The organism is Desulfotruncus alcoholivorax DSM 16058 (assembly GCF_000430885.1).
GTDB classification, from domain to species: domain Bacteria; phylum Bacillota; class Desulfotomaculia; order Desulfotomaculales; family Desulfallaceae; genus Desulfotruncus; species Desulfotruncus alcoholivorax.
This window is the reverse complement of sequence record NZ_KE387266.1, coordinates 139,090-157,989: the sequence shown is the minus strand read 5'-3', so window position 1 is coordinate 157,989 and position 18,900 is coordinate 139,090. Positions and strand designations below refer to the sequence as shown.

18 protein-coding genes and 2 riboswitches are annotated in these 18,900 nt (G+C 50.0%); of the genes, 4 read left to right on the top strand and 14 right to left on the bottom strand.

Features of this window, described 5'->3' with window-relative positions; all coding sequences use genetic code 11:
* Nucleotides 1-30 precede the first annotated feature (30 nt).
* The 4 genes from ftcD to H569_RS0117930 form a co-directional block, all read right to left on the bottom strand.
* Nucleotides 31-930, bottom strand: coding sequence for a glutamate formimidoyltransferase (gene ftcD / locus H569_RS0117945; protein ID WP_027366104.1), 900 nt, complete (start codon nt 928-930; stop codon nt 31-33).
* 5 nt (nt 931-935) lie between these two features.
* Complete coding sequence (gene hutI, locus H569_RS0117940) at nt 936-2,207, bottom strand: imidazolonepropionase (RefSeq protein ID WP_027366103.1); 1,272 nt, start codon at nt 2,205-2,207, stop codon at nt 936-938.
* Nucleotides 2,208-2,411: 204 nt separating this feature from the next.
* Entirely contained in the window at nt 2,412-2,855 is a 444-nt protein-coding gene (locus tag H569_RS0117935; RefSeq protein WP_027366102.1) for a HutP family protein, read from the bottom strand.
* A 173-nt stretch (nt 2,856-3,028) separates the two neighbouring features.
* Nucleotides 3,029-4,009 carry a helix-turn-helix transcriptional regulator gene (locus H569_RS0117930; RefSeq protein WP_027366101.1) on the bottom strand — a complete coding sequence of 327 codons (981 nt, stop codon included), beginning with the start codon at nt 4,007-4,009 and terminating at the stop codon, nt 3,029-3,031.
* 309 nt (nt 4,010-4,318) lie between these two features.
* On the opposite strand from H569_RS0117930, the gene modA reads away from it, so the two are divergent.
* From modA to H569_RS0117915, 3 genes are read left to right on the top strand one after another with little or no spacing between them, the layout of a single operon-like run.
* A complete protein-coding gene (modA, locus tag H569_RS0117925; protein ID WP_027366100.1) occupies nt 4,319-5,104 on the top strand; it encodes a molybdate ABC transporter substrate-binding protein in 786 nt (261 codons plus the stop codon).
* Between the two features lie 10 nt (nt 5,105-5,114).
* Nucleotides 5,115-5,783, top strand: a complete 669-nt coding sequence (modB, locus tag H569_RS0117920) for a molybdate ABC transporter permease subunit (RefSeq protein WP_027366099.1) — start codon at nt 5,115-5,117, stop codon at nt 5,781-5,783.
* A 12-nt stretch (nt 5,784-5,795) separates the two neighbouring features.
* Nucleotides 5,796-6,461: an ATP-binding cassette domain-containing protein gene (locus H569_RS0117915; protein WP_027366098.1), complete on the top strand. Its 666-nt coding sequence runs from the start codon at nt 5,796-5,798 to the stop codon at nt 6,459-6,461.
* Nucleotides 6,462-6,468: 7 nt separating this feature from the next.
* Here H569_RS0117915 and H569_RS0117910 read toward each other — a convergent pair whose 3' ends face one another.
* From H569_RS0117910 to fdhF, 4 genes are all read right to left on the bottom strand, one after another.
* Complete coding sequence (locus H569_RS0117910; RefSeq protein ID WP_238492597.1) at nt 6,469-6,657, bottom strand: histidine phosphatase family protein; 189 nt, start codon at nt 6,655-6,657, stop codon at nt 6,469-6,471.
* Between the two features lie 84 nt (nt 6,658-6,741).
* Nucleotides 6,742-7,965 carry a molybdopterin molybdotransferase MoeA gene (locus tag H569_RS0117905; RefSeq protein ID WP_027366096.1) on the bottom strand — a complete coding sequence of 408 codons (1,224 nt, stop codon included), beginning with the start codon at nt 7,963-7,965 and terminating at the stop codon, nt 6,742-6,744.
* A 17-nt stretch (nt 7,966-7,982) separates the two neighbouring features.
* The gene (locus H569_RS0117900) at nt 7,983-9,014 is read right to left on the bottom strand and encodes a molybdopterin-binding protein (protein ID WP_027366095.1); all 1,032 of its coding nucleotides are present in this window, start codon (nt 9,012-9,014) and stop codon (nt 7,983-7,985) included.
* The gene (fdhF, locus tag H569_RS22100; protein WP_081411106.1) at nt 9,015-11,702 is read right to left on the bottom strand and encodes a formate dehydrogenase subunit alpha; all 2,688 of its coding nucleotides are present in this window, start codon (nt 11,700-11,702) and stop codon (nt 9,015-9,017) included.
* Between the two features lie 174 nt (nt 11,703-11,876).
* Here fdhF and H569_RS23435 point away from each other — a divergent pair, with 174 nt between their 5' ends.
* Entirely contained in the window at nt 11,877-12,008 is a 132-nt protein-coding gene (locus H569_RS23435; protein WP_257720129.1) for a hypothetical protein, read from the top strand.
* Nucleotides 12,009-12,076: 68 nt separating this feature from the next.
* A riboswitch (molybdenum cofactor riboswitch) is annotated at nt 12,077-12,197 on the bottom strand.
* Between the two features lie 3 nt (nt 12,198-12,200).
* Here the strand turns inward: H569_RS23435 and H569_RS0117880 are convergent.
* The 6 genes from H569_RS0117880 to H569_RS0117845 form a co-directional block, all read right to left on the bottom strand.
* Nucleotides 12,201-12,422, bottom strand: a complete 222-nt coding sequence (locus tag H569_RS0117880; RefSeq protein ID WP_081411105.1) for a formate dehydrogenase accessory sulfurtransferase FdhD — start codon at nt 12,420-12,422, stop codon at nt 12,201-12,203.
* Nucleotides 12,423-12,624: 202 nt separating this feature from the next.
* A riboswitch (molybdenum cofactor riboswitch) is annotated at nt 12,625-12,743 on the bottom strand.
* Nucleotides 12,744-12,850: 107 nt separating this feature from the next.
* Nucleotides 12,851-14,680: an ASKHA domain-containing protein gene (locus H569_RS0117870; RefSeq protein WP_034631344.1), complete on the bottom strand. Its 1,830-nt coding sequence runs from the start codon at nt 14,678-14,680 to the stop codon at nt 12,851-12,853.
* Nucleotides 14,681-14,851: 171 nt separating this feature from the next.
* Nucleotides 14,852-15,631, bottom strand: coding sequence for a DUF169 domain-containing protein (locus H569_RS0117860; RefSeq protein ID WP_027366090.1), 780 nt, complete (start codon nt 15,629-15,631; stop codon nt 14,852-14,854).
* 150 nt (nt 15,632-15,781) lie between these two features.
* Nucleotides 15,782-17,797 (bottom strand): anaerobic ribonucleoside-triphosphate reductase, encoded by a 2,016-nt coding sequence (gene nrdD / locus H569_RS0117855; RefSeq protein WP_027366089.1) that lies wholly within the window; start codon nt 17,795-17,797, stop codon nt 15,782-15,784.
* A gap of 64 nt (nt 17,798-17,861) precedes the next feature.
* Nucleotides 17,862-18,320, bottom strand: coding sequence for a transcriptional regulator NrdR (nrdR, locus tag H569_RS0117850; RefSeq protein ID WP_027366088.1), 459 nt, complete (start codon nt 18,318-18,320; stop codon nt 17,862-17,864).
* Between the two features lie 258 nt (nt 18,321-18,578).
* Entirely contained in the window at nt 18,579-18,872 is a 294-nt protein-coding gene (locus H569_RS0117845) for a YlmC/YmxH family sporulation protein (RefSeq protein ID WP_027366087.1), read from the bottom strand.
* Nucleotides 18,873-18,900: the final 28 nt, after the last annotated feature.

Genomic DNA, 18,900 nt, shown 5'->3' with positions numbered 1-18,900 from the left:
TCGAGTCATCCTTTCTACTATTAACCCTTATTATTGATCCAGTAGCCTCTTTTCCAGTACCTGATTTATATTGAAACCCTCCAGCCGCAGGTAAAAATCCGCTGCGTCAAGCAGCGCTTCCATGGGCAAAAGACCAACGATTTCACTGCCGGTAACATTAACTCCGTAACGGGCGGCCTCAATTTTAACCGTTTCAAATACCCGGTGCAGAGATACTTCCTTGTAGTTGCAAACATTAATCGTAACCTGGGCAATCTGGCGGTCTTCCAGCATAACCCCCAGCGCTTTAATGCTCGGGTACCCCCCGCTGCTGCCCCGGATTGATTTGGCAATGGCCTTGGCTATCGCAACGTCCGGAGTGCCCAGGTTGATATTATAAGCCACCAGAGGCGGGCGGGCCCCGACGGCAGTGGCGCCGGCGGTTGGGTGCAGTTGCGGCGGACCGAAGTCGGGTCGCCGCCCGGGCTGGGTTATTGCTGTTTTAAGTCCTTCATATTCTCCCTTGCGCACCGCGGGCAGGCTCTTTCTTTCCGGGCGGGTTGCCGCGGCCTCATACAGATAAACAGGAATACCCAGCTTATCCCCGATTTCCCGTCCCAATTCCCGCGCCAGTCCCACACATTCCTCCATAGTTGTTTCTCCAATGGGAATAAAGGGAATCACATCAGTGGCCCCGATGCGCGGGTGCGCCCCCCGGTGCTCCTCCATATTGATTAATTCGGCAGCTCTGGCCGCCGCCAGAAAAGCAGCGCTTTTCACCGGGCCGGGTTCTCCCAGAAAGGTGACCACCGCCCGGTTGTGGCTGGCATCCGTTGATGCGTCCAGCACCCTGACGCCTTCCACATCCTTGATGGTATCAATTATTTGATTCACCACTTCCTGGCGGCGTCCCTCACTGAAATTCGGTACGCATTCCACCAATTTAGCCATTATACCTACCCTCCTATAACAACTTGGCCTGCTTTAACCACTGTTTCAACTAAATTTGTGCCGAAACGATACATTAAATACCGGTAATCAGCAGCGTCAAACACCACAAGGTCGGCCTTTTTACCCGCTTCCAGACTGCCCACCTCCGCGGCGCGGCCTATGGCATGGGCAGCGTTGATCGTAACCGCCGAAATAACCTCGGCCGGATTCATTTTCAATTGACGGCAGGCAATCCCCATAACAATCTGCATCGAATTTACCGGGCTGCTCCCGGGGTTAAAGTCACTGGCCAGGGCCACGGCCACTCCGCTGTCGATCATTTTGCGGGCCGGGGCATATTTTTTACCCATCAAACAAAAAGTGGTGGCCGGCAGCAGCACGGCTACCGTTTCCGATTGTCCCAACCGCCTGATGCCCTCGTCCGATGCTTCCATCAAGTGGTCGGCAGATGTTGCTTCCAGTTCCGCGGCAAGCTCCGCTCCGCCCAGTGACACAATTTCATCGGCGTGTATTTTCAGCTTCAGCCCCAGCTTGCGCGCTTCCAGCAAGATTTGCCGGGTCTGTTCCACTGAGAAAACTCCTTCCTCGCAAAAAACATCACAGAATTCCGCCAATCCCTCCCGGGTTACCCGGGGCAGCATTTCAGCTATAATCAGGCGCACAAACCCGTCGGGGTCACCTTTGTACTCGGCGGGTATGGCGTGAGCCCCCAGGAATGTCGCCACCAAATCAACCGGGTGCGCAGCGTTTAATTCCCGAATGGCTTCCAGTGTTTTTATTTCATCCTCCACCGTAAGGCCATAACCGCTCTTGGCCTCAGCGGTAGTCGTGCCATGGGCCAGCATTTGATCGAGATACTTCCTGCCGGTTTGGACCAGTTCGTCCCTGCCGGCGGCCCTGGTGGCCCGAACGGTGTCAAGGATACCGCCACCCCGGGCCAGGATCTCCAGATACCCCATCCCGGCAATCTTCATTTCCAGCTCGTGCTCCCGGGACCCGGCAAAAACCAGGTGGGTATGGGGATCCACCAAACCCGGCAAAACCACCCTGCCGTCAGCATTGATAATCCTACAGGAATCGTCAATATCCAGTTGTTTTTCCACTTCGGCCGTCGGCCCCACTGCAATAATCACCCCGCCGGCGACAGCCACCGCTCCGTCATTGATAATACCGATTTCCGCCAGTTCCGGACCGCGTTTGGGGTGCACGGAATGCCCGGCTACTGTTATTAATTGACCGGCGTGGCAAACGAGCAAATCCGCTTTTTTCCCGCTCATAATGCACATCCCTTCAAACCAAAAAATAAAAAAGAGTAGAGCAAGAAATAAAAAACTCTCGCCTCTACTCCCTCATACCTAATTTCTCTGAGTAGCCTTAGCTGCGGCTGTAGTATATCGAATTTTATAAATTCTATCATGGAATCTAATTTATTGCAATCATGAGCCAGCAGCACTTGATGCAGTCCAAAACCGGTTACATTATTACACCGGATTGATGCCCAAACCAATCACCTCGTGTTCAAAGCCTTTAATAGGTGCCCCCATGTTTCCGTACAGGGCTACCGCTATCCATTCCCCGTCCTCGTAATCACCCGGTATTCTTGGCCCCCGGACAATGCTGAACACCAGACCCGCACTTCTTAAAACATTGCCCAAACCGAGCTGTCCCCTGCAGATGGCGTTATAGGCTTCAAGAACGGAATGGTAGATGGCGTGCTCTTCCCGGTAAAGGGCTTTTACCAGACCTTCTTTTTTAGCAGCGGTTTCCACTGCGGCAAATATTTTTGTTGAATCCATGGAGCCGACTTTTCCTTTATACAATTTATAACCAAGATCAGCACCTATTTGATATAATTCTTTTTCATCTTCCACAGAGCTTAATGCCAATAAAGAGGCAATTTTACCAAGTTTCATTGATCCGTTCATCTTAACCCCCCCTATTTAAAACAAAAAAGACAAACTCAAAACTGAGCTTGCCTCCTATTATCTAGTAACTTTAGGCAAGTTATTGATCTTTATTTTGTTTGCGGTATAAATTCTGCACCGAATATTAAAAATCCTTTAATGATCAACAGCTCTCGAGCTTGAAAACTATTTCTTCAAACTTCAGTTACTGCACCGGTTTCTTCAATATCATAATCTCCTAATCCTTGAAGTTCCAGTTTAAACTCAGCGGACTGGATTATTTTAACAACCAATGAAAACATCGGTTTTTCTAAATCCTCTTTTTTTATCACCAAATCGTAACGCTCTTTTTTTAATGGAATAAAATCAATACCCTTTACCTGCAGCGACGCTTTCTCGCATCCCAGACCCACATCCGCCTCACCCCTGGAAACCGCGCTGGCTACCGCCAAGTGCGAGTTTTCTTCGGTGTCGTAACCGGTGATATGCCTTCGATCAATTTTAAGCAGCCGCAGTGTTTCATCAAGCAAAACCCGCGTGCCGCATCCCTTTTCCCGGTTGACAAATACTACCCCTGGTCCGGTTAAATCACGCCAGTCATTGATTCCCTTTGGATTGCCGCCGGCAACGTAAAATCCTTGCATTCTGCAAGCCAAATGCACTACTATGGCTTGCATACCGGGCAGCAATCTCCGCACGTAAGGGATATTGTATATATCTTGATCCCCGTCCCATAAATGAATGGCTGCCATCTGCGCTTTTCCCTGGTACAGGTTTAACAGACCGGCAAAACTACCCACGTAATGGCGAAATGCCCGGATTCCTCCGGATAACTGCTCAAAGCGACGAGTCAAAATATCCAGCAATACATCCTGCCCGCATATTACCAAACCCTGCGCCGGTGATTGGGCCTCACGCAGATTCAGGAGGTCTTCCTGTTGAATACTGACAACCTGGTTTTTATCATCAGGTAAAAGTATATTTACATCATTAACTACATCCAACTTCCTGCCTCTTTTTTTATATTTTTCAACATCATTGATATCAACCCTAATTTTTCGGCCCACCCGGTAAGCCGGCAGTTCACCACGTTTGATCAACTCGTACACTGTATTTTTGGTAATTCTTAAAATCCCGGCTACCTCCGCCGGTGTCAGAGCATTAACTTCTTTCAATTTAAAGCCTCCATCAGGTTCTTGACAATTATTGTAGCATAATTTATGATTGATTTCATAATCATGTTTTGTTATGTTTTGTTTTCTTTTGCTATGTTTGGTTATGTTTAATTGCGTTATGTTTTACTTGGTTGTAAAATTTTTTCTAGTTAACTAGCGTAGAGAACCCAATACAGACCTCAGCCATACAGTTGCGGTTTAGTTTTATGATTTTTGTGAATGCATTTCCGGAAGGGGGAGAATTACATGTAAACACCGGCAACTCACCATACCCAGAGTGTTCCAATATTCACCGGGAGGTTTAAGTTTATGAAGAAAATTGTCCTCACCGTCGTACTTGCTATGCTTTTTATCATTGCCGCAGGCTGCGGCAATACACATAAAGCTCAAGATCAGACCGGCGGTAATGTTAACTTAACAATTGCTGCAGCGGCCAGCCTGCAGGATGCATTAAAGGAACTGGCTGATGTTTATAGCAAAACACACCCTGATGTGACCATCGATTACAATTTTGCTTCTTCAGGAACTTTACAAAAACAAATAGAAGAAGGCGCACCGGTTGACCTGTTTTTATCGGCCGGCCAAAAACAAATGGATGCCGTGGCTGAAAAAAACTTAATTGATCCAACAACCCGCAAGGATTTATTGGGTAATGAAATGGTTCTGATTGTACCGCAAAACAGCAAGCTTACCCAGTTCGACGAATTGACAGGCGCCGGCATTACCAAAATAAGCATCGGCACCCCGGAAACCGTACCTGCCGGCAAGTACGCCAAAGAAACCCTGGCGAGCCTCAACTTGTGGGACAGGCTGCAACCCAAACTGGTGCTGGCCAAGGATGTGCGACAGGTGCTTACATATGTGGAAACCGGCAATGTGGATGCCGGCCTGGTCTACAAATCCGATGCCATGGTGGGAAAAAACATCAAGATAGCAGCCATAGCCTCCGCGGATACTCACCAGCCCATCGTTTATCCGATGGCGGTAATAAAAAGCACCAAGTATCCGGAACAGGCTAAAGCTTTTGCTGATTTCTTGGCAAGCAAAGAAGCGGCAGTGAGTTTCAAAAAATACGGGTTTAATCCGCTGCTTTAACAGGTGCGCCATGCGGATTAACCCCATTGACTGGTTTCCGGTCTTACTATCACTGAAGGTTGCATTAATAGCTGTTTGCGCCGTAACTTGCCTGGGATTACCGTTCGCCCGCATCATGGCCCGCAACAGTTTTTGGGGAAAAGACATTGTTGAATCAGTGATTACCCTGCCATTAGTACTCCCACCATCCGTTATCGGCTATGGGTTACTGTTGATCATCGGCAAAAACGGCCTGCTGGGATCTATACTGTCCCACATGGGTGTATCTATTGTTTTCACCTGGTGGGCCGCTGTCCTGGCAGCTGCTGTGGTTGCTTTCCCGCTGATGTACCAGAGCGCCCGGGCCGCCTTCAGCAGCGTGGATGAAAATTATGAGAATGCGGCCCGCACCCTTGGCGCCAGTGAATTGCGTATTTTTTTCACTATCACCCTTCCACTGGCCAAGCCGGGCATTGTGGCCGGGCTGGTGCTTTCCTTTGCCAGAGCCATGGGTGAATTCGGCGCAACTTTAATGGTGGCGGGCAACATACCGGGCCAAACCCAGACCATTCCTCTGGCTATCTACTTCGCCGTAGAAGCAGGCGATAATCGAACAGCCAAAATACTGGTAACTGTTATAACTTTATTTAGTTTTCTGGTGATATACTGGGTAAACCGGTGGTCAAAAAAACAAAAATAAGCGGTGATACTAATGCTGGAAGCTGAATTCACCAAAAAATTATGGCATTTCGACCTGGAAATAGCTTTTAAAGCGGAGGGAAACATCCTGGTTCTTTGGGGTCCTTCCGGCTCCGGAAAAACTACCGTATTGCATTGCCTGGCAGGGCTAAAAAGTCCTTCCGGAGGTGTGGTCAAATTAAATGAACGTATTCTTTATTCTCATGAAGAACGGGTTAATGTTCCCACCCGGGCCAGGAATGCCGGCTACCTGTTTCAGGACTATGCGCTGTTTCCTCATCTGACCGTTAAACAAAATGTCCTTTACGGGTTAAAGTGCAACAAACTTAAATGCCCCTCGACGGATATAAAAGAGATGCTTAACACATTTGGTATTGGCCATTTAAACAACCGTTTTCCCTCCCAGCTTTCCGGAGGCGAAAAACAAAGGGTGGCCCTGGCCAGGGCACTGGCCGTGCGCCCCAACTATCTTTTATTGGATGAACCGTTTAGCGCACTGGATAAAAGCATCAAAAAGATTTTACGCAGTGAGCTTAAAAAAGTACATCGCAAATGGCAGATCCCCTTTATTTTGGTTACCCACGATGAAGAAGACGCTTCATATTTGGGTGACATCATTATATCCATTGATAAAGGGCGTTCAAGAGAAATTATAACCAATAACGCCCAGGCTGAATAACCAACTATTAGATATCCAGGTGCTCTGTGCTGTTTAGCAGCTTTAACCGGTAGCTTTCCTTGTCCCGGCGGAAGTCCCGGCAAAGAATATTGAGGCAAGCATAATCCTGGCAGATTTGAAAGATGTTTTTTAACGGCATACCCAGCAGTTGACTGATAATTACCCGGTTAACCCCCGCATGACCAACAATAAGCAAATCCCCGTCCAATTACCATTGATATATATAGGATGACAATCCATGCTCCAGCTTCCTTTCCATTTACTTTGATCAAGCAGTTTTTCAGTAATCCCCCAAATTACAGGAAGGTAAAAGTATTATCGATACCTCTTGCCCTGCTTCCACAGGGGGGTGTCCGGCAGGAAGATCTATTAACGCGTTATAATTAATTAACGACCTTAACATGCTTGATTTCTGCCCCGGTGCAAAAGACACTTGCCATTTATTTTGGTGCCAGAAAGCATGTCCCCTGACAAATCTGCGCGGACCGCCTTTTTTAAGCAAGGTGTTTCTTAACACGGCCCCAAGGCGTACCAGCCCCGGGTTGAGGCCCTGCAAGGCCCGTAAAACAGGGGTGACCAGCAAATGATACCCAACCGCACAAGCGGCGGGATTGCCCGATAAAGCAATGACCAGCCTGGAATTGATAATTGCAGCGCCGCTGTGACTGCCCGGTTTCATCCTGACACCCCAAAACAGCGGCCGTGCCCCCGTCAGCCTGATCGCATTAAGGGCCTGATCATATATTCCCGAGGCGGCCCCTCCGGTTGTCAGCACCACATCCGCCTGTCCCAGCAGTTTTTCCAACCGGCACTTAATTTGCAAAGGCTCCATATCACCGGCTGTTTCCGCCACCGTCACCTCAGCCCCGTCCCGGCGCGCCAGGGCGGCCAGGAAAATGCCGTTGCTGTCCCTGGTTTGACCGGGGGCCGGTTCCTGATGATAAGGGACAATCTCCCTCCCCAGGCTCAGCACAGCTACTTTGGGCCTTTCAAACACTTTTATTTGACTTACACCATAGGCAGCCAGCGCACCGATTAATCCCGGACTCAGAATTGTGCCCCGCTTGGCCATCATATCACCGGCATAAAAATCCTCCCCGGGTTTTTTTAGATTATCGCCCGGATTAACCCCATTCAAACAGGTAACATACCCCTCTTTAAGTTCAGTAAATTCCCGGGGTATCACAGCCCGGGTACCGGGGGGTACCGGGCCGCCGGTAACCACACCGGCAGCCTGTCCCGGTTTCAGGGAAAATCCCGGATAATCGCCCGGTCGGAGACTCTCCTTTAGCAGATATTGTTTATCATCAGCTCCATCGTCCATTGAAACGGCATAGCCATCCACTGCAGACTGTAAAAAGGGGGGTAAGTCGTGCAGGGCGTGGGTATCCTGGTAACAAACCCGGCCTGAAGCTGCTTCAAGGAGAACAAACCGGCCGGGCAAAGCAATAATGTTGCTCATGAGAAGCTCCCGGGCTTCTTCAAGCGGTATATTTGTCAACATCTTTGATTCAACCCCGCTCACATTTCTGTCGACTTGCCAAAAGAACAGGCCGGAAAACGGCAAACTTCACATTCTTCACAAAAACCTCCGTGCCCCATGCCGGCGATATCCCCCCGGCCCAGGCGGTCCCCGGCAAAAATGCGGGGCAGCACCAGATCAAATACGGTGGTCTTATTGAACATGACGCAGCCGGGGAGCCCGCAAACCGGCACATGCCCCAGGTAAGCCATCATAAACATGGCTCCGGGCAGTACCGGCGCGCCGTAAAACACAACCTCCGCCCCGGTCCCCCTAATGCCGGCCGGGGTGACATCATCGGGGTCTACCGACATACCTCCGGTCACCAGAACCAGTTCTGCCCCTTCACCAATAAAACGGCGTATTTCCATGGCAATGATCTCAGGGTCATCGGGCACAATCACCTGGCCCAGCACCCTGGCGCCGAAAAAGGCCGTTTTCTGTTTCAAAACACTGCAAAAGCCATCTTTAATGCGCCCGGCATACACCTCGCTGCCCGTGGTAACGATGCCCACCCAGAGCGGCTGAAAAGGTTTAACCGCAATCAGCGGCCCGGGCCGGCTGCAAATGCCTTCGGCCTGCTCTAAAATGCTTCTCCGGATAGCCAGCGGGATAACCCTGGTTCCCGCAACCTTTTGTCCTTCGATGACCAACCGGTTGTTGTGCAGGGTGGACATAATCACACCGTCCAGGTTATTCAGCATTGTTAACCTGTCAACCTGAACTTTGAGCAAACCGTTATAGGCAGCACGGAGGTCGACCCTGCCCTGATTGGGCTCGCCCCAGCTCAATCCCGGCCCAGCGGCATGCCGGGCCAGGCGCAGCGCGGACTCGTCTTCATGCACCAGGTCATCGTCGGGCTCCCAAACAAAAACATGCTCCTTTCCCAAATCCTGAAGCCTTGGGATATCGCCCGGCGTTATAACATGTCCTCTTTTATAGGCCCGGCCTTTTTCAAGGCCGGGAACGATGCGCGTTATATCGTGGCAAAGCGCCATACCCACTGCCTCGGTAACCGGGACTTTGCGCATTTAAACTGCCTCCCGTATTTTCTCAATTTTGATGGCACAAACTTTATACTCACCGGTTTTGGTAACCGGGTCCAGGGCGGCGCTGGTCAAAACATTAGTGGGGCTTTCCCCGTAATGGAACGACATCCAGATCATACCGGGGGGAACCCGGTCGGTTACCCTGACTTTGGCGGTAACCTCTCCACGCCGGGAGGTTACCCTTGCCGTGTCGCCGGTAACAAACCCCAGCCGGGCGGCGTCTTCCGGGTTAACCTCGGCATACTCTTCCGGCCACATGCTTTTAATGGCAGCCGAGTAAGGCGTGGTTACGTTATAGTGATACAATATCCGGCCGGTGGACAGCAGAAATGGATATTCCTGATCAGGCATTTCCGCAGGAGGAATATGCTCGATGGATTGGAAAAGACCCCTGCCCCGGACGAAGGAATTGGCGTGTAAATAAGGCGTTCCCGGGTGATCGGCGGTTGGACACGGCCACTGCAGGCCTTTTTCATCAATCCTGGCATAGCTTATACCGCCATAGGAGGGAGTCAGGGACGCCATTTCCTTAAAGATTTCTTCAGCGCTGCCGTAGCTCATTGGATATCCCATCTTTTCGCCAAGGGCCATGATGACCTGCCAGTTGGTTTTGCCCGGCAGCGGTTCAACTGCTTTTCTAACCCGCTGTACCCGGCGCTCGGTATTGGTAAAGGTCCCATCTGTTTCCGCAAAGCTGGCGGCGGGCAGGATTACATCAGCGTATTCCGCGGTTTCCGTCAGAAACAGCTCGTGAACCACCAGGAACTCCAGCTTTTCCAGTCCTGAACGGATATGATTGCTGTTGGGGTCCGTCAGCACGGGGTTTTCACCCAGAATATACATCGCCTTAACCTCACCGGCATTAGCCCGGTCAAACATTTCCGGGATCATCAGTCCAATCTCACCGGGTAAAGAAACACCCCAGGCCTGTTCAAATTTTTCCCTCGCCACCGGGTCAATCACCCGCTGGTAGCCCGAAAACACGTTTGGCAGCGCCCCCATATCGCAGGCTCCCTGAACGTTATTTTGACCGCGGATCGGGTTGACCCCCGTGCCGGGACGCCCCATATGACCGGTCAGCATGGCCAGGTTGGCAATGCTCATCACGTTGTTGGTGCCACAAACATGTTCGGTAATGCCCAGAGTATAAAAAATCATCGCTTTGTCCGTACCGGCATAAAGGCGGGCCACCGCGTACAGATCCTCAACCGGTATGCCGGTTAAGCCCGACACATACCCGGGTGTGTATTTTTCAACTGTTTCTTTAAGGGCTGCAAAGTTCTCGGTTCGCTCTTCCACAAACACCCGGTCATATAAATTTTCGGCAATGATGATGTTCATCAGACCGTTAAGAAACGGAATATCGGTACCCGGCCGGATGCGTAACCAGTAATCGGCTTCCTCCGCAAGTTCTATGCGCCTTGGGTCAACAACAGTAAGTTTTGCCCCCTTGCGTGCCGCCTGCCTCATTTTATAACCGATCACCGGGTGGGCTTCGGTTGTGTTGGTACCAATCAAGAATAATAACTCAGCCTGGGCAATTTCCGAGATTGAATTGGTCATTGCACCGCTGCCAAAGGAAGTGGCCAGACCGGCCACCGTAGGCGCGTGTCACGTCCGGGCACAATGGTCCACATTGTTGGTGCCCATCACCGCCCTGGTGAATTTCTGCACCAGATAATTCTCTTCATTGGTGCACCGTGCGGAACTCAGACTGGCAAATGCATCAGGCCCGTATTTGGCTTTAATCTCGCTTAGCCTGTCTGCTATTAAAACCAGCGCATCATCCCACGATGCAGGTTCAAATTTTCCATCGCGTTTGATTAAAGGAGTGGTCAACCGGCGATCATTATAAATAAAGTCCCAGCCAAACCTTCCCTTAATGCACAAAGCGCGGCCGTTAACTGCACCTTCCGGGCCGGAAACGACGCCAACCACCTTGCCGTCTTTGACGCACAGGTCGAAATTGCAGCCGGTACCGCAGAACGGGCAGGTTGTTCTAACCTTTTGGCATTCCCAGTGCCTGACTTTGCCCTGCATTTGTTTTTCCGTCAGCGCTCCCGTGGGACATACGGAAACACAATTCCCGCAAAATACACAATCGGATTCCACAAATGGAACATCATAAAAGGTTGTCGCCTTGGTGTCAAAACCACGGTAGGCAAAGTCCAGGTTGTTTTTACCGGTTATTTCCGCACAAGCGCGGATGCATTTACCGCATAAAATACATTTGTTAGGGTCGCGGACAATAAAGGGATTGCTGTCATCCACCGCATAATTATGTCTTTCCCCCTGCAGGGAACTTTGCTTGACTCCGTATTCATAGCAGTATTGCGCCAGTTTACAGGCACCCATTTTTTCGCACGTCAGACAATCCTGCGGGTGGTTGGCAATTAACAATTCCAGGATTGTACGCCTTGCTTCAATTACCGCCGGAGAACGGGTTTGCACAACCATTCCCGGTGCAACGGCTGTCACACACGAGGCCGGCAAGTTCCGCATCCCCTTGATTTCCACCACACATAGACGGCACGCCCCGAATGGACTCAGATCCGGTTCGTAGCAAAGCCTGGGGATGTGGATACCCGCTTGTTCGGCAGCGTTTAATACCGTCGTGCCTGCCGGAACCTCAATTTCTTTGCCGTCAATACTCAGCTTGACCATTTCCAAAATACCGTCACTCCTTTTTAATTCAGGGTTTTATTGCCTTATTTCTACCAAAAAATAATGTAGTTCGAGGGCCGGTGGTCCCCGCTACGTTCAGAACTTTCGCGCCGACAGCACCGGCGGCTATAAGTTGGGGACATTCCTCCGACCCCAAAGCCATGACCCTAAAGAGGAGGTGTGTCCCCTTTCCTTATTCATCACTTGCGGGAAGCCACCGGCCCTCCCCTATACGTTTTCATTGATCTGTTGGTGCCGTTTAGCGGCATCTATCAAAAAACTCCAGCCATGGCTGGAGTTTTTAAACAGTGATCGCAAGATTTAAAATAGCAGCAAAAAGAAACAAATATACCTGCTGGTGTACCACAAGCTACTTCTTTTTATCTTAAGATCAAGCTCCTTTCCAACCACGGGAGGCAAAGCTGTTTCCCACTTTACCCAACGGCTTCACTGCCATGGCCAAACAGCTTTAGACAGAAAAGCTCGGAGCATAATATTAAATTTTTACGGGAATATCCTTTCTGCATGGCTGTATATGCTTAGCTGCAACCCGCGGGCAAAGCCTATCACGGTTACGCCCAACTGATTGCTTAGTTCCACCGCCAGCTGCGTGGGAGCTGCACGGGAAACCACTACGGGAATATTGCTTCTTGCCGCTTTGATCAGAATCTCCGATGATACCCGCCCGCTTAATAACAAGCACTTGTCACGGTTTATCCCTAACAACTACATTGCTGACAACCTGCATCTTTTCATTGCTGTATAAAACCAGATTTACTTTCTTATAAAATGCTGTCATATAATTACGGCATAACTCCTCTTGATTTCAGAATGCAAACTGGTACAGTTATTAATCCTATTCTCCAAATAAAAAACAGACACCCAAAACGGCCCGCAAGGGGCACAGTGGTGTCTGTTTGAAAAATACACAGCTTAACACTGCACTCCTTTCCACAATGGGAGGCATAACCGTTTCCAGTAATACCCTAACGGCCAAGTTACCATAACTGTTGTTTTAGGCAAAGTGGCTCGGAGCACATTATTATTGTTTTTTAACGACAACTTATTAGAATTATATTTGACAACATTCAGTGGAATCCTGCTGCATTTAACTAAATCTTCTCTGGGTATGATAGTATAATTAAGAAATTTTTCTAAAAACCTAATGAATCAATAAATAGCTGCTGAAAGCCCTGGTGTACGGAAAGTTCAATATGCTCAACCCGGCCGGGCAGGTTTTTCGCCAGCTCCAGCTGATCCCTGGATAGCAGCGCCATCACCGCCCCCGTGCCTGCCGCGTTTCCCACCGCCTTAATCCGGCTTAACTCAATACCGGGAAACATGCCGATTTGCTGGATGCTCGCCGGTCGCAAGTTGCTGCCGAATGCGCCGGCAAGCAAAATACCCTCCAGGTCCACAGGATCTATTTTAGCCTCATCCAGTAGAACCTGAATGCCGGCCCTGATGGCGCCCTTGGCCAGCTGCAGTTCACTGATATCCTTTTGGGTGATGGCCACTTCCCGAGCGCCTGCCGCCAAAACAAATTTATAGCCCCTGCCGGCCGGTCTAATCCTTTCTTTAACTTTAACCGGCAGGTTATCCGGGCAATCCTCCGGTTTTTTGATCCTGCCGTTATGCTCTAAAACCTCCAACCTTACCAGCTCCGACACGGCGTCTACCAGACCGGAGCCGCAAATGCCGGCAGGTTCTGCATCACCAACTACTTTACAATAAACATCATCGTTGATATTGACTTCCTCAATCGCGCCGGTTTCCGCACGCATGCCCTGGCTGATCCGGGCCCCTTCAAAAGCCGGTCCGGCTGCGGTGGAACAGGTTAACAGCCTGCCGCCGGCAGCTAAAACAATTTCACCATTGGTGCCGACATCAACCGCCAGCCAGTTTCCGGGCAATTTATCAAGCTTGGTGGCCAGAATAACTCCTACCGTATCCGAGCCAACATACCCGGCAATATTGGGCAAAAGTGTGAACCGGGTGTAACCGGGCAGGCTTTTTAATCCCAGCGCTTCCACCGTGCCGTTTATACTTCTGGCAAAGGCGGGAACAAACGGGGCTGAAGCCACGCCAACCGGGGAAACGCCCAGCAGCAAATGGCTCATAACGGTATTGCCGATCAAAGTCATGCTATACACGTTATCTCTCGCAACACCGGACTTGTACAGCAAACGGCCAACCACCTCGTCGATTGTTTGGGCGGCCAGTTTTTGCATTTCCGATAAGCCACCGTCATGCTCCATGGTATAGGTTACACGAGAAATCACATCGGCGCCGTGCATCCCCTGCCGGTTGGCGGTGGAAGCTGCAGCAACAATCTTTCCTTCGGCCAGGTTTGCCAGGTAGCCGGCAACACTGGTTGTGCCTATATCCACCGCTATTCCGTAATTTTCAGCAGTTGTATTTCCCTTCTCAAAGGCTATTAGAAGGTTATTATAGACAACAGACGTCACCCGGTATTGGGCATCCCTGAATAAATCCGGGACCCCGCCGACCAACCTGACATCGGCGTCCGCAGCATCCGGCAGCCGTTGCATTAATCTGTCCAGGTCGGCGGTATTGTTTTGAACAGTAGGCGGTTCCAGAATATGAAACCGTTTTATTACAGCCGGCTTTAATTCCAAGTCCAAACTGATAATGGTTGCTTTTTCTGTGCCACTGTCGCCGGTTCCGGCGCTAGCCGTCACAACTTCAACCGTGATGTCCTGTTCGGGCCTTCTTTGACACATTAAGCATAAACCCTGTTTATTTTCTTCTGTGGTTAAATGAATCTTTTCTGTTTCCGTCGCATCTCCTACCGGGCCGTCAATAATTTTGGCCCGGCATTTTCCGCAGCTCCCCGTCCCCCCGCAGTCGGCATTTATTCTTACGCCGGCCTGTTTTGCCGCTTCCAGCAAAGTAGTACCGGGAATTACGCCTATTTTAGCGCGGGCCGGTAAAAAAGTTATCATAATCTTTCCATGCGTCATAATTAATCCAACCGCCTGCAAATAAGTTTAATGGCCACCCCTTTTGGGTTGCCGGACAAAATAGCTATTTTCATTATTCAAAACCTAAATTTTTATCTTCCTGTTGCTAAAACCTTTCGACAGGACATTGCGGCTGATGATACCATGATTGAAAAGGCGGTGCTATTTTCTTTATTTATTCCTTTCCAGCACATTTAACCAGGTTTCTTTTTCAAGAAAGCTTCCGGGCGCGTTTGCTTCCATTTCCAGATACATTTTGTAGGGAACTGTAAAGGATAGAATGTCTTTATCAACTTGTTTTCGGGCAGAAATGTCAGTTAAACCGATTATTGCTTTTGGATTTGCCAATTCAGCTTCTGCATATGGAATTATGCAGGTGCTGTGGCAGCCCGCACCAAAAGGTGCCACAACGTTAATGTTTGCTTCCCTTCCATAGTTGGCCAGCACCACCAGGGCGGAAAGCTGGTCGGGATTGGCTAAAAATACAATCACCTTTGGTGTTTCATTTTTTTGCACCAGTTCCAGCGGCTTGAATACAACATACTCCGTGGGCACATCAACCATAGGTAATGCGTCAACAAATTTTTTGGCCAGCTCGGGTGTTTTTAAATAGCCTTCACCATGTTCCAGGGCTGGCATATTTCTTACAATATTCTTACCCACTTCGCTTTGGCAAAACTGCGGGTTGCCGGTGGAAAGAAAATATTCAATGCCTCCCGGGAAATTAACATACTGATCGCCAAACCCCAAACCGGTTCCCCCACCCATACAGCCAAAAGTTTTTCGGTCAAAAACCGCTGTTTTACCTCTGGCGGCACCCCTTAACATCGCCACCACACAACCCCAGCGCCCTTCCTTGAATTGTAAGGCACCTTCCGGCTTTTCATCAGTCCATAGTACGGCAACAGGCGAATACTTTAAATTAATAGCCTCCGCAATAATACTGTTCATTTTACCACCTACCTTAAATAAATCTATCACTGTTAATCTAATTCTAATACAAAAATATTTAATATGCTAACTATTAGTGTAAACTTTTAAAAAAACAGAAGCGGCTGTAAGCCACGTTTCAAATTTACAGCCGCTTGATTATTGACCATTTTAAAAATCATGAATAATCCGGTCGTTTAGTTCGGCCACTTTGCTGTCGTTGAACCGGTCCACCGTGCTCAGGTAACCCGTAATGCGACGTACCCTGCGGATAGCCGTCGAACCGCAGCGGGGGCAGTTATCTTCGTTAATTACGCCCAGGGTTCTGCAGCCGGTGCAAAAATCCACCGGGAAGTTGACTGCTGCATAACCCATGTCGCTGTCGCGCATATGCCTGATAATTGCTTCCATCGCCTCGGGGTTATGCACCGGCGGTGATGCCATCTCCACATAGCTGATGTGCCCGGCGTTGCAGTATTTGTGGTAAACCCCCTCCAAGCTGATCTTTTCAAAACTGGAAATCGGGAAACTAACCGGAATATGGAATGAATTTGTGTAATATTCCTTGTTTGTAACCCCGGGGATTATACCATATTCCTTACGGTCCTTGCCGATAAACCTGCCGCTGAGCCCTTCCGCCGGAGTTGCCAGCAGCGTGTAATTCAGGTCGTATTCCTCACAGGCTTCGTCAATGAGTCGCCGCATGCGGGCTACAATCTCTTCGCCCAAAGCTTGAGCGTCCTTGTCCTGGCCGTGATGACGCCCGGTCAGCGCCGTCAGGGCCTCGGCCAGCCCGATAAAGCCAACTGAGAGGGTTCCGTTAACAATGGCGTCCCTGATGGGGTCGCAGTCCCTGAGGCCCCTGGATTCAAGGTAAAGTCCCTGCCCCATGACAAAGGGCATATCCTTAACCTTTAGCTTGGCCTGAACCCCAAACCTGTGATACAGCTGGCGAATGGCCAGGTTCATCATATCGTCCAGCAGGCGGTAAAATTTTTGCATATCCCGCTCGGCCTTGATGGCCAATCTGGGCAAATTGATGGTGGTAAAGGAAAGGTTCCCGCGCCCGTCGGTTACCGCCGGGCCGCGGCGGTTGGCCATAACCCTGGTGCGGCAGCCCATGTAGCTTACCTGGTCCCCCCACTCCTTGTTGAAGCTGGAATCCATAAAACTGAAAGTGGGGTTAAGCCGTTTAGCCGCCACCCTCAAAGCCAATTTAAACAGATCGTAGTTGGGATCTTCCGGGTTGTAATTTACTCCTTCCTGAACCCTGAAAATTATGTTGGGAAAGATTGGGTTCTCACCCCGGCCCAGGCCGGCCTCGTAGGCTAATAACAGATTCCTGGTCACCTTGCGGGCCGCTTCGGAAGTTTCGGTGCCAACATTGAGTGAACTGAACGGCACCTGCGCGCCCGCGCGGCTGTGCATGGAATTTAAATTATAGACCAGGGCTTCCATCGCCTGGTAGGTTTCATCGTCACTGGCGTTTTCCACGTAAGGGGCGATATCCCGGTCAAAAAAGGCAAAGGACTGCCCGCCGTGCATGTCGTTCTGGGAACTCTGCAGGATAATCGCCGCCAGGGCCGTTGCTGACGCCGGCCGCTTGGGCGGGCGAATGTACCCGTGCCCGTTGTCAAACCCTTCCGCTAAAAGCCTGCCAAGCGGGATTTGAATACAGGTTAAGGTTTTTCCGTAGAAGTCCAAATCGTGTATATGGATATCCCCGCGCTGGTGGGCCAGGGAAAATTCTTCGTCAATCAGCCGGGTCAGATAATATTTTTTACTGGCGGCACTGGCAATCTGGAGCATCTTAGCCGAAGGGGAATTGCTAATGTTGGCGTTTTCTTTACTGGTCTCCTCCAGGATTTCCTCCACCGCATCCATTAAGTCGCCCTTTGCTTCCCTGATGCGGGTCCTCCTGTCCCGGTAAAGGATATACGCCTTGGCTGTTCTGGCGTGGCCGGCTTCAATCAGCACCTTTTCAACTATATCCTGGACGTCTTCAACACCGAAAGCGTGCCCGTTGAATTTTTTCTTTAACATCTTCAGCACTTCAATGGTAAGTTCCATGGCAGTTTGCTTGTCTTCACCACCCACTGCCCGGGCTGCCTGGAAGATGGCATCTGTTATCTTACCCTCATCGAAGGGCACTTCACGCCCGTCTCTTTTCCTGATCACCTTGAACAAAACTGCTGCCTCCTCTTCAACTAGTTATTCTATTTCTTAAAAGCTGGCCATACGTGTCAATGATTTAATCTTTTTTAAGCACCAGCTGCTCTATTTCCCGCATAAATTCCTTCACATCCCGAAATTCGCGGTAAACAGAAGCGAAACGCACATAAGCCACCTCATCCAGCTCGCGCAGGCGTAACATTACTTGCTCGCCAATGTCCCTGCTTTGCACTTCCCGTTCGGTAACGCCTTTAAAATCCCGTTCGATTTCGTTAACCAGTTCCTCCAGCTGGCCGGTCGGGACAGGGCGCTTCTGGCACGCAATAATCAGCCCGGCCAGTAATTTAGCCCGGTCAAAGACCTCCCTGCGGCCATCTTTCTTGACCACCATTAACGGAAGCTCGTCCACCCGCTCGTAGGTGGTAAAGCGCCTGGCGCACTCGCTGCACTCCCGGCGCCTGCGCACCGAATTGCCTTCTTCCGCAGGCCTGGAATCCAGCACCCTGCTGTCAGCAACACCACAATATGGACATCGCATACCTGTACACCGCCTGCTAATCAGTATATATAGTATATATGTAGTTACTATTATACTAAACCTTGTTTTAAAAAACAAAAAAGAAAAACAACACCAATAACCAACTGGCTATGTTTTCCTTTGGTTTTCTGATTAAACATGGTTTTTTCAAATTCCAACAACGTTTTTAACAGGAGGCGGCGGGGGCGGCTACGCTTTGCATCAAGGACATGGGGGCCAAACTGAGAAAACCTTAAGTTAAGGGCCTGGCAACCAGGCTTAAAAATATTTACCCCGTATCCCGCCGTGCAGTTCCCCTCCGCCCGGGGCTTCAAAAGAAAGATCGACCAAAATCACATCCACCCCAATTTTTCTTATTCTCTGCCAGGGTACTACAATTTCTTCCTCCCGTCCCAGGATGCCCATAAGCCTCCCCCCGCCGTGACCGGGCAGGATAATGGCGTTGATCCGGCCCTCCTCCAAGTTTACATCTATGTCCTTTATGGGCCCAAGGCGGCGCCCATCGGCTATATTGATGACCTCACGCATACGCAAATCGGTTATTCTCACCATGGAAAAAACACCCCCATATACTGATGTA

Bases quoted from the DNA above. Each gene is read 5' to 3' on its own strand.
- ftcD (WP_027366104.1), bottom strand. From the start codon at position 930: ATGGCTAAATTGGTGGAATGCGTACCGAATTTCAGTGAGGGACGCCGC.
- hutI (WP_027366103.1), bottom strand. From the start codon at position 2,207: ATGAGCGGGAAAAAAGCGGATTTGCTCGTTTGCCACGCCGGTCAATTA.
- H569_RS0117935 (WP_027366102.1), bottom strand. From the start codon at position 2,855: ATGAACGGATCAATGAAACTTGGTAAAATTGCCTCTTTATTGGCATTA.
- modA (WP_027366100.1), top strand. From the start codon at position 4,319: ATGAAGAAAATTGTCCTCACCGTCGTACTTGCTATGCTTTTTATCATT.
- modB (WP_027366099.1), top strand. From the start codon at position 5,115: ATGCGGATTAACCCCATTGACTGGTTTCCGGTCTTACTATCACTGAAG.
- H569_RS0117915 (WP_027366098.1), top strand. From the start codon at position 5,796: ATGCTGGAAGCTGAATTCACCAAAAAATTATGGCATTTCGACCTGGAA.
- H569_RS0117905 (WP_027366096.1), bottom strand. From the start codon at position 7,965: ATGTTGACAAATATACCGCTTGAAGAAGCCCGGGAGCTTCTCATGAGC.
- H569_RS0117900 (WP_027366095.1), bottom strand. From the start codon at position 9,014: ATGCGCAAAGTCCCGGTTACCGAGGCAGTGGGTATGGCGCTTTGCCAC.
- H569_RS0117870 (WP_034631344.1), bottom strand. From the start codon at position 14,680: ATGACGCATGGAAAGATTATGATAACTTTTTTACCGGCCCGCGCTAAA.
- H569_RS0117860 (WP_027366090.1), bottom strand. From the start codon at position 15,631: ATGAACAGTATTATTGCGGAGGCTATTAATTTAAAGTATTCGCCTGTT.
- nrdR (WP_027366088.1), bottom strand. From the start codon at position 18,320: ATGCGATGTCCATATTGTGGTGTTGCTGACAGCAGGGTGCTGGATTCC.
- H569_RS0117845 (WP_027366087.1), bottom strand. From the start codon at position 18,872: ATGGTGAGAATAACCGATTTGCGTATGCGTGAGGTCATCAATATAGCC.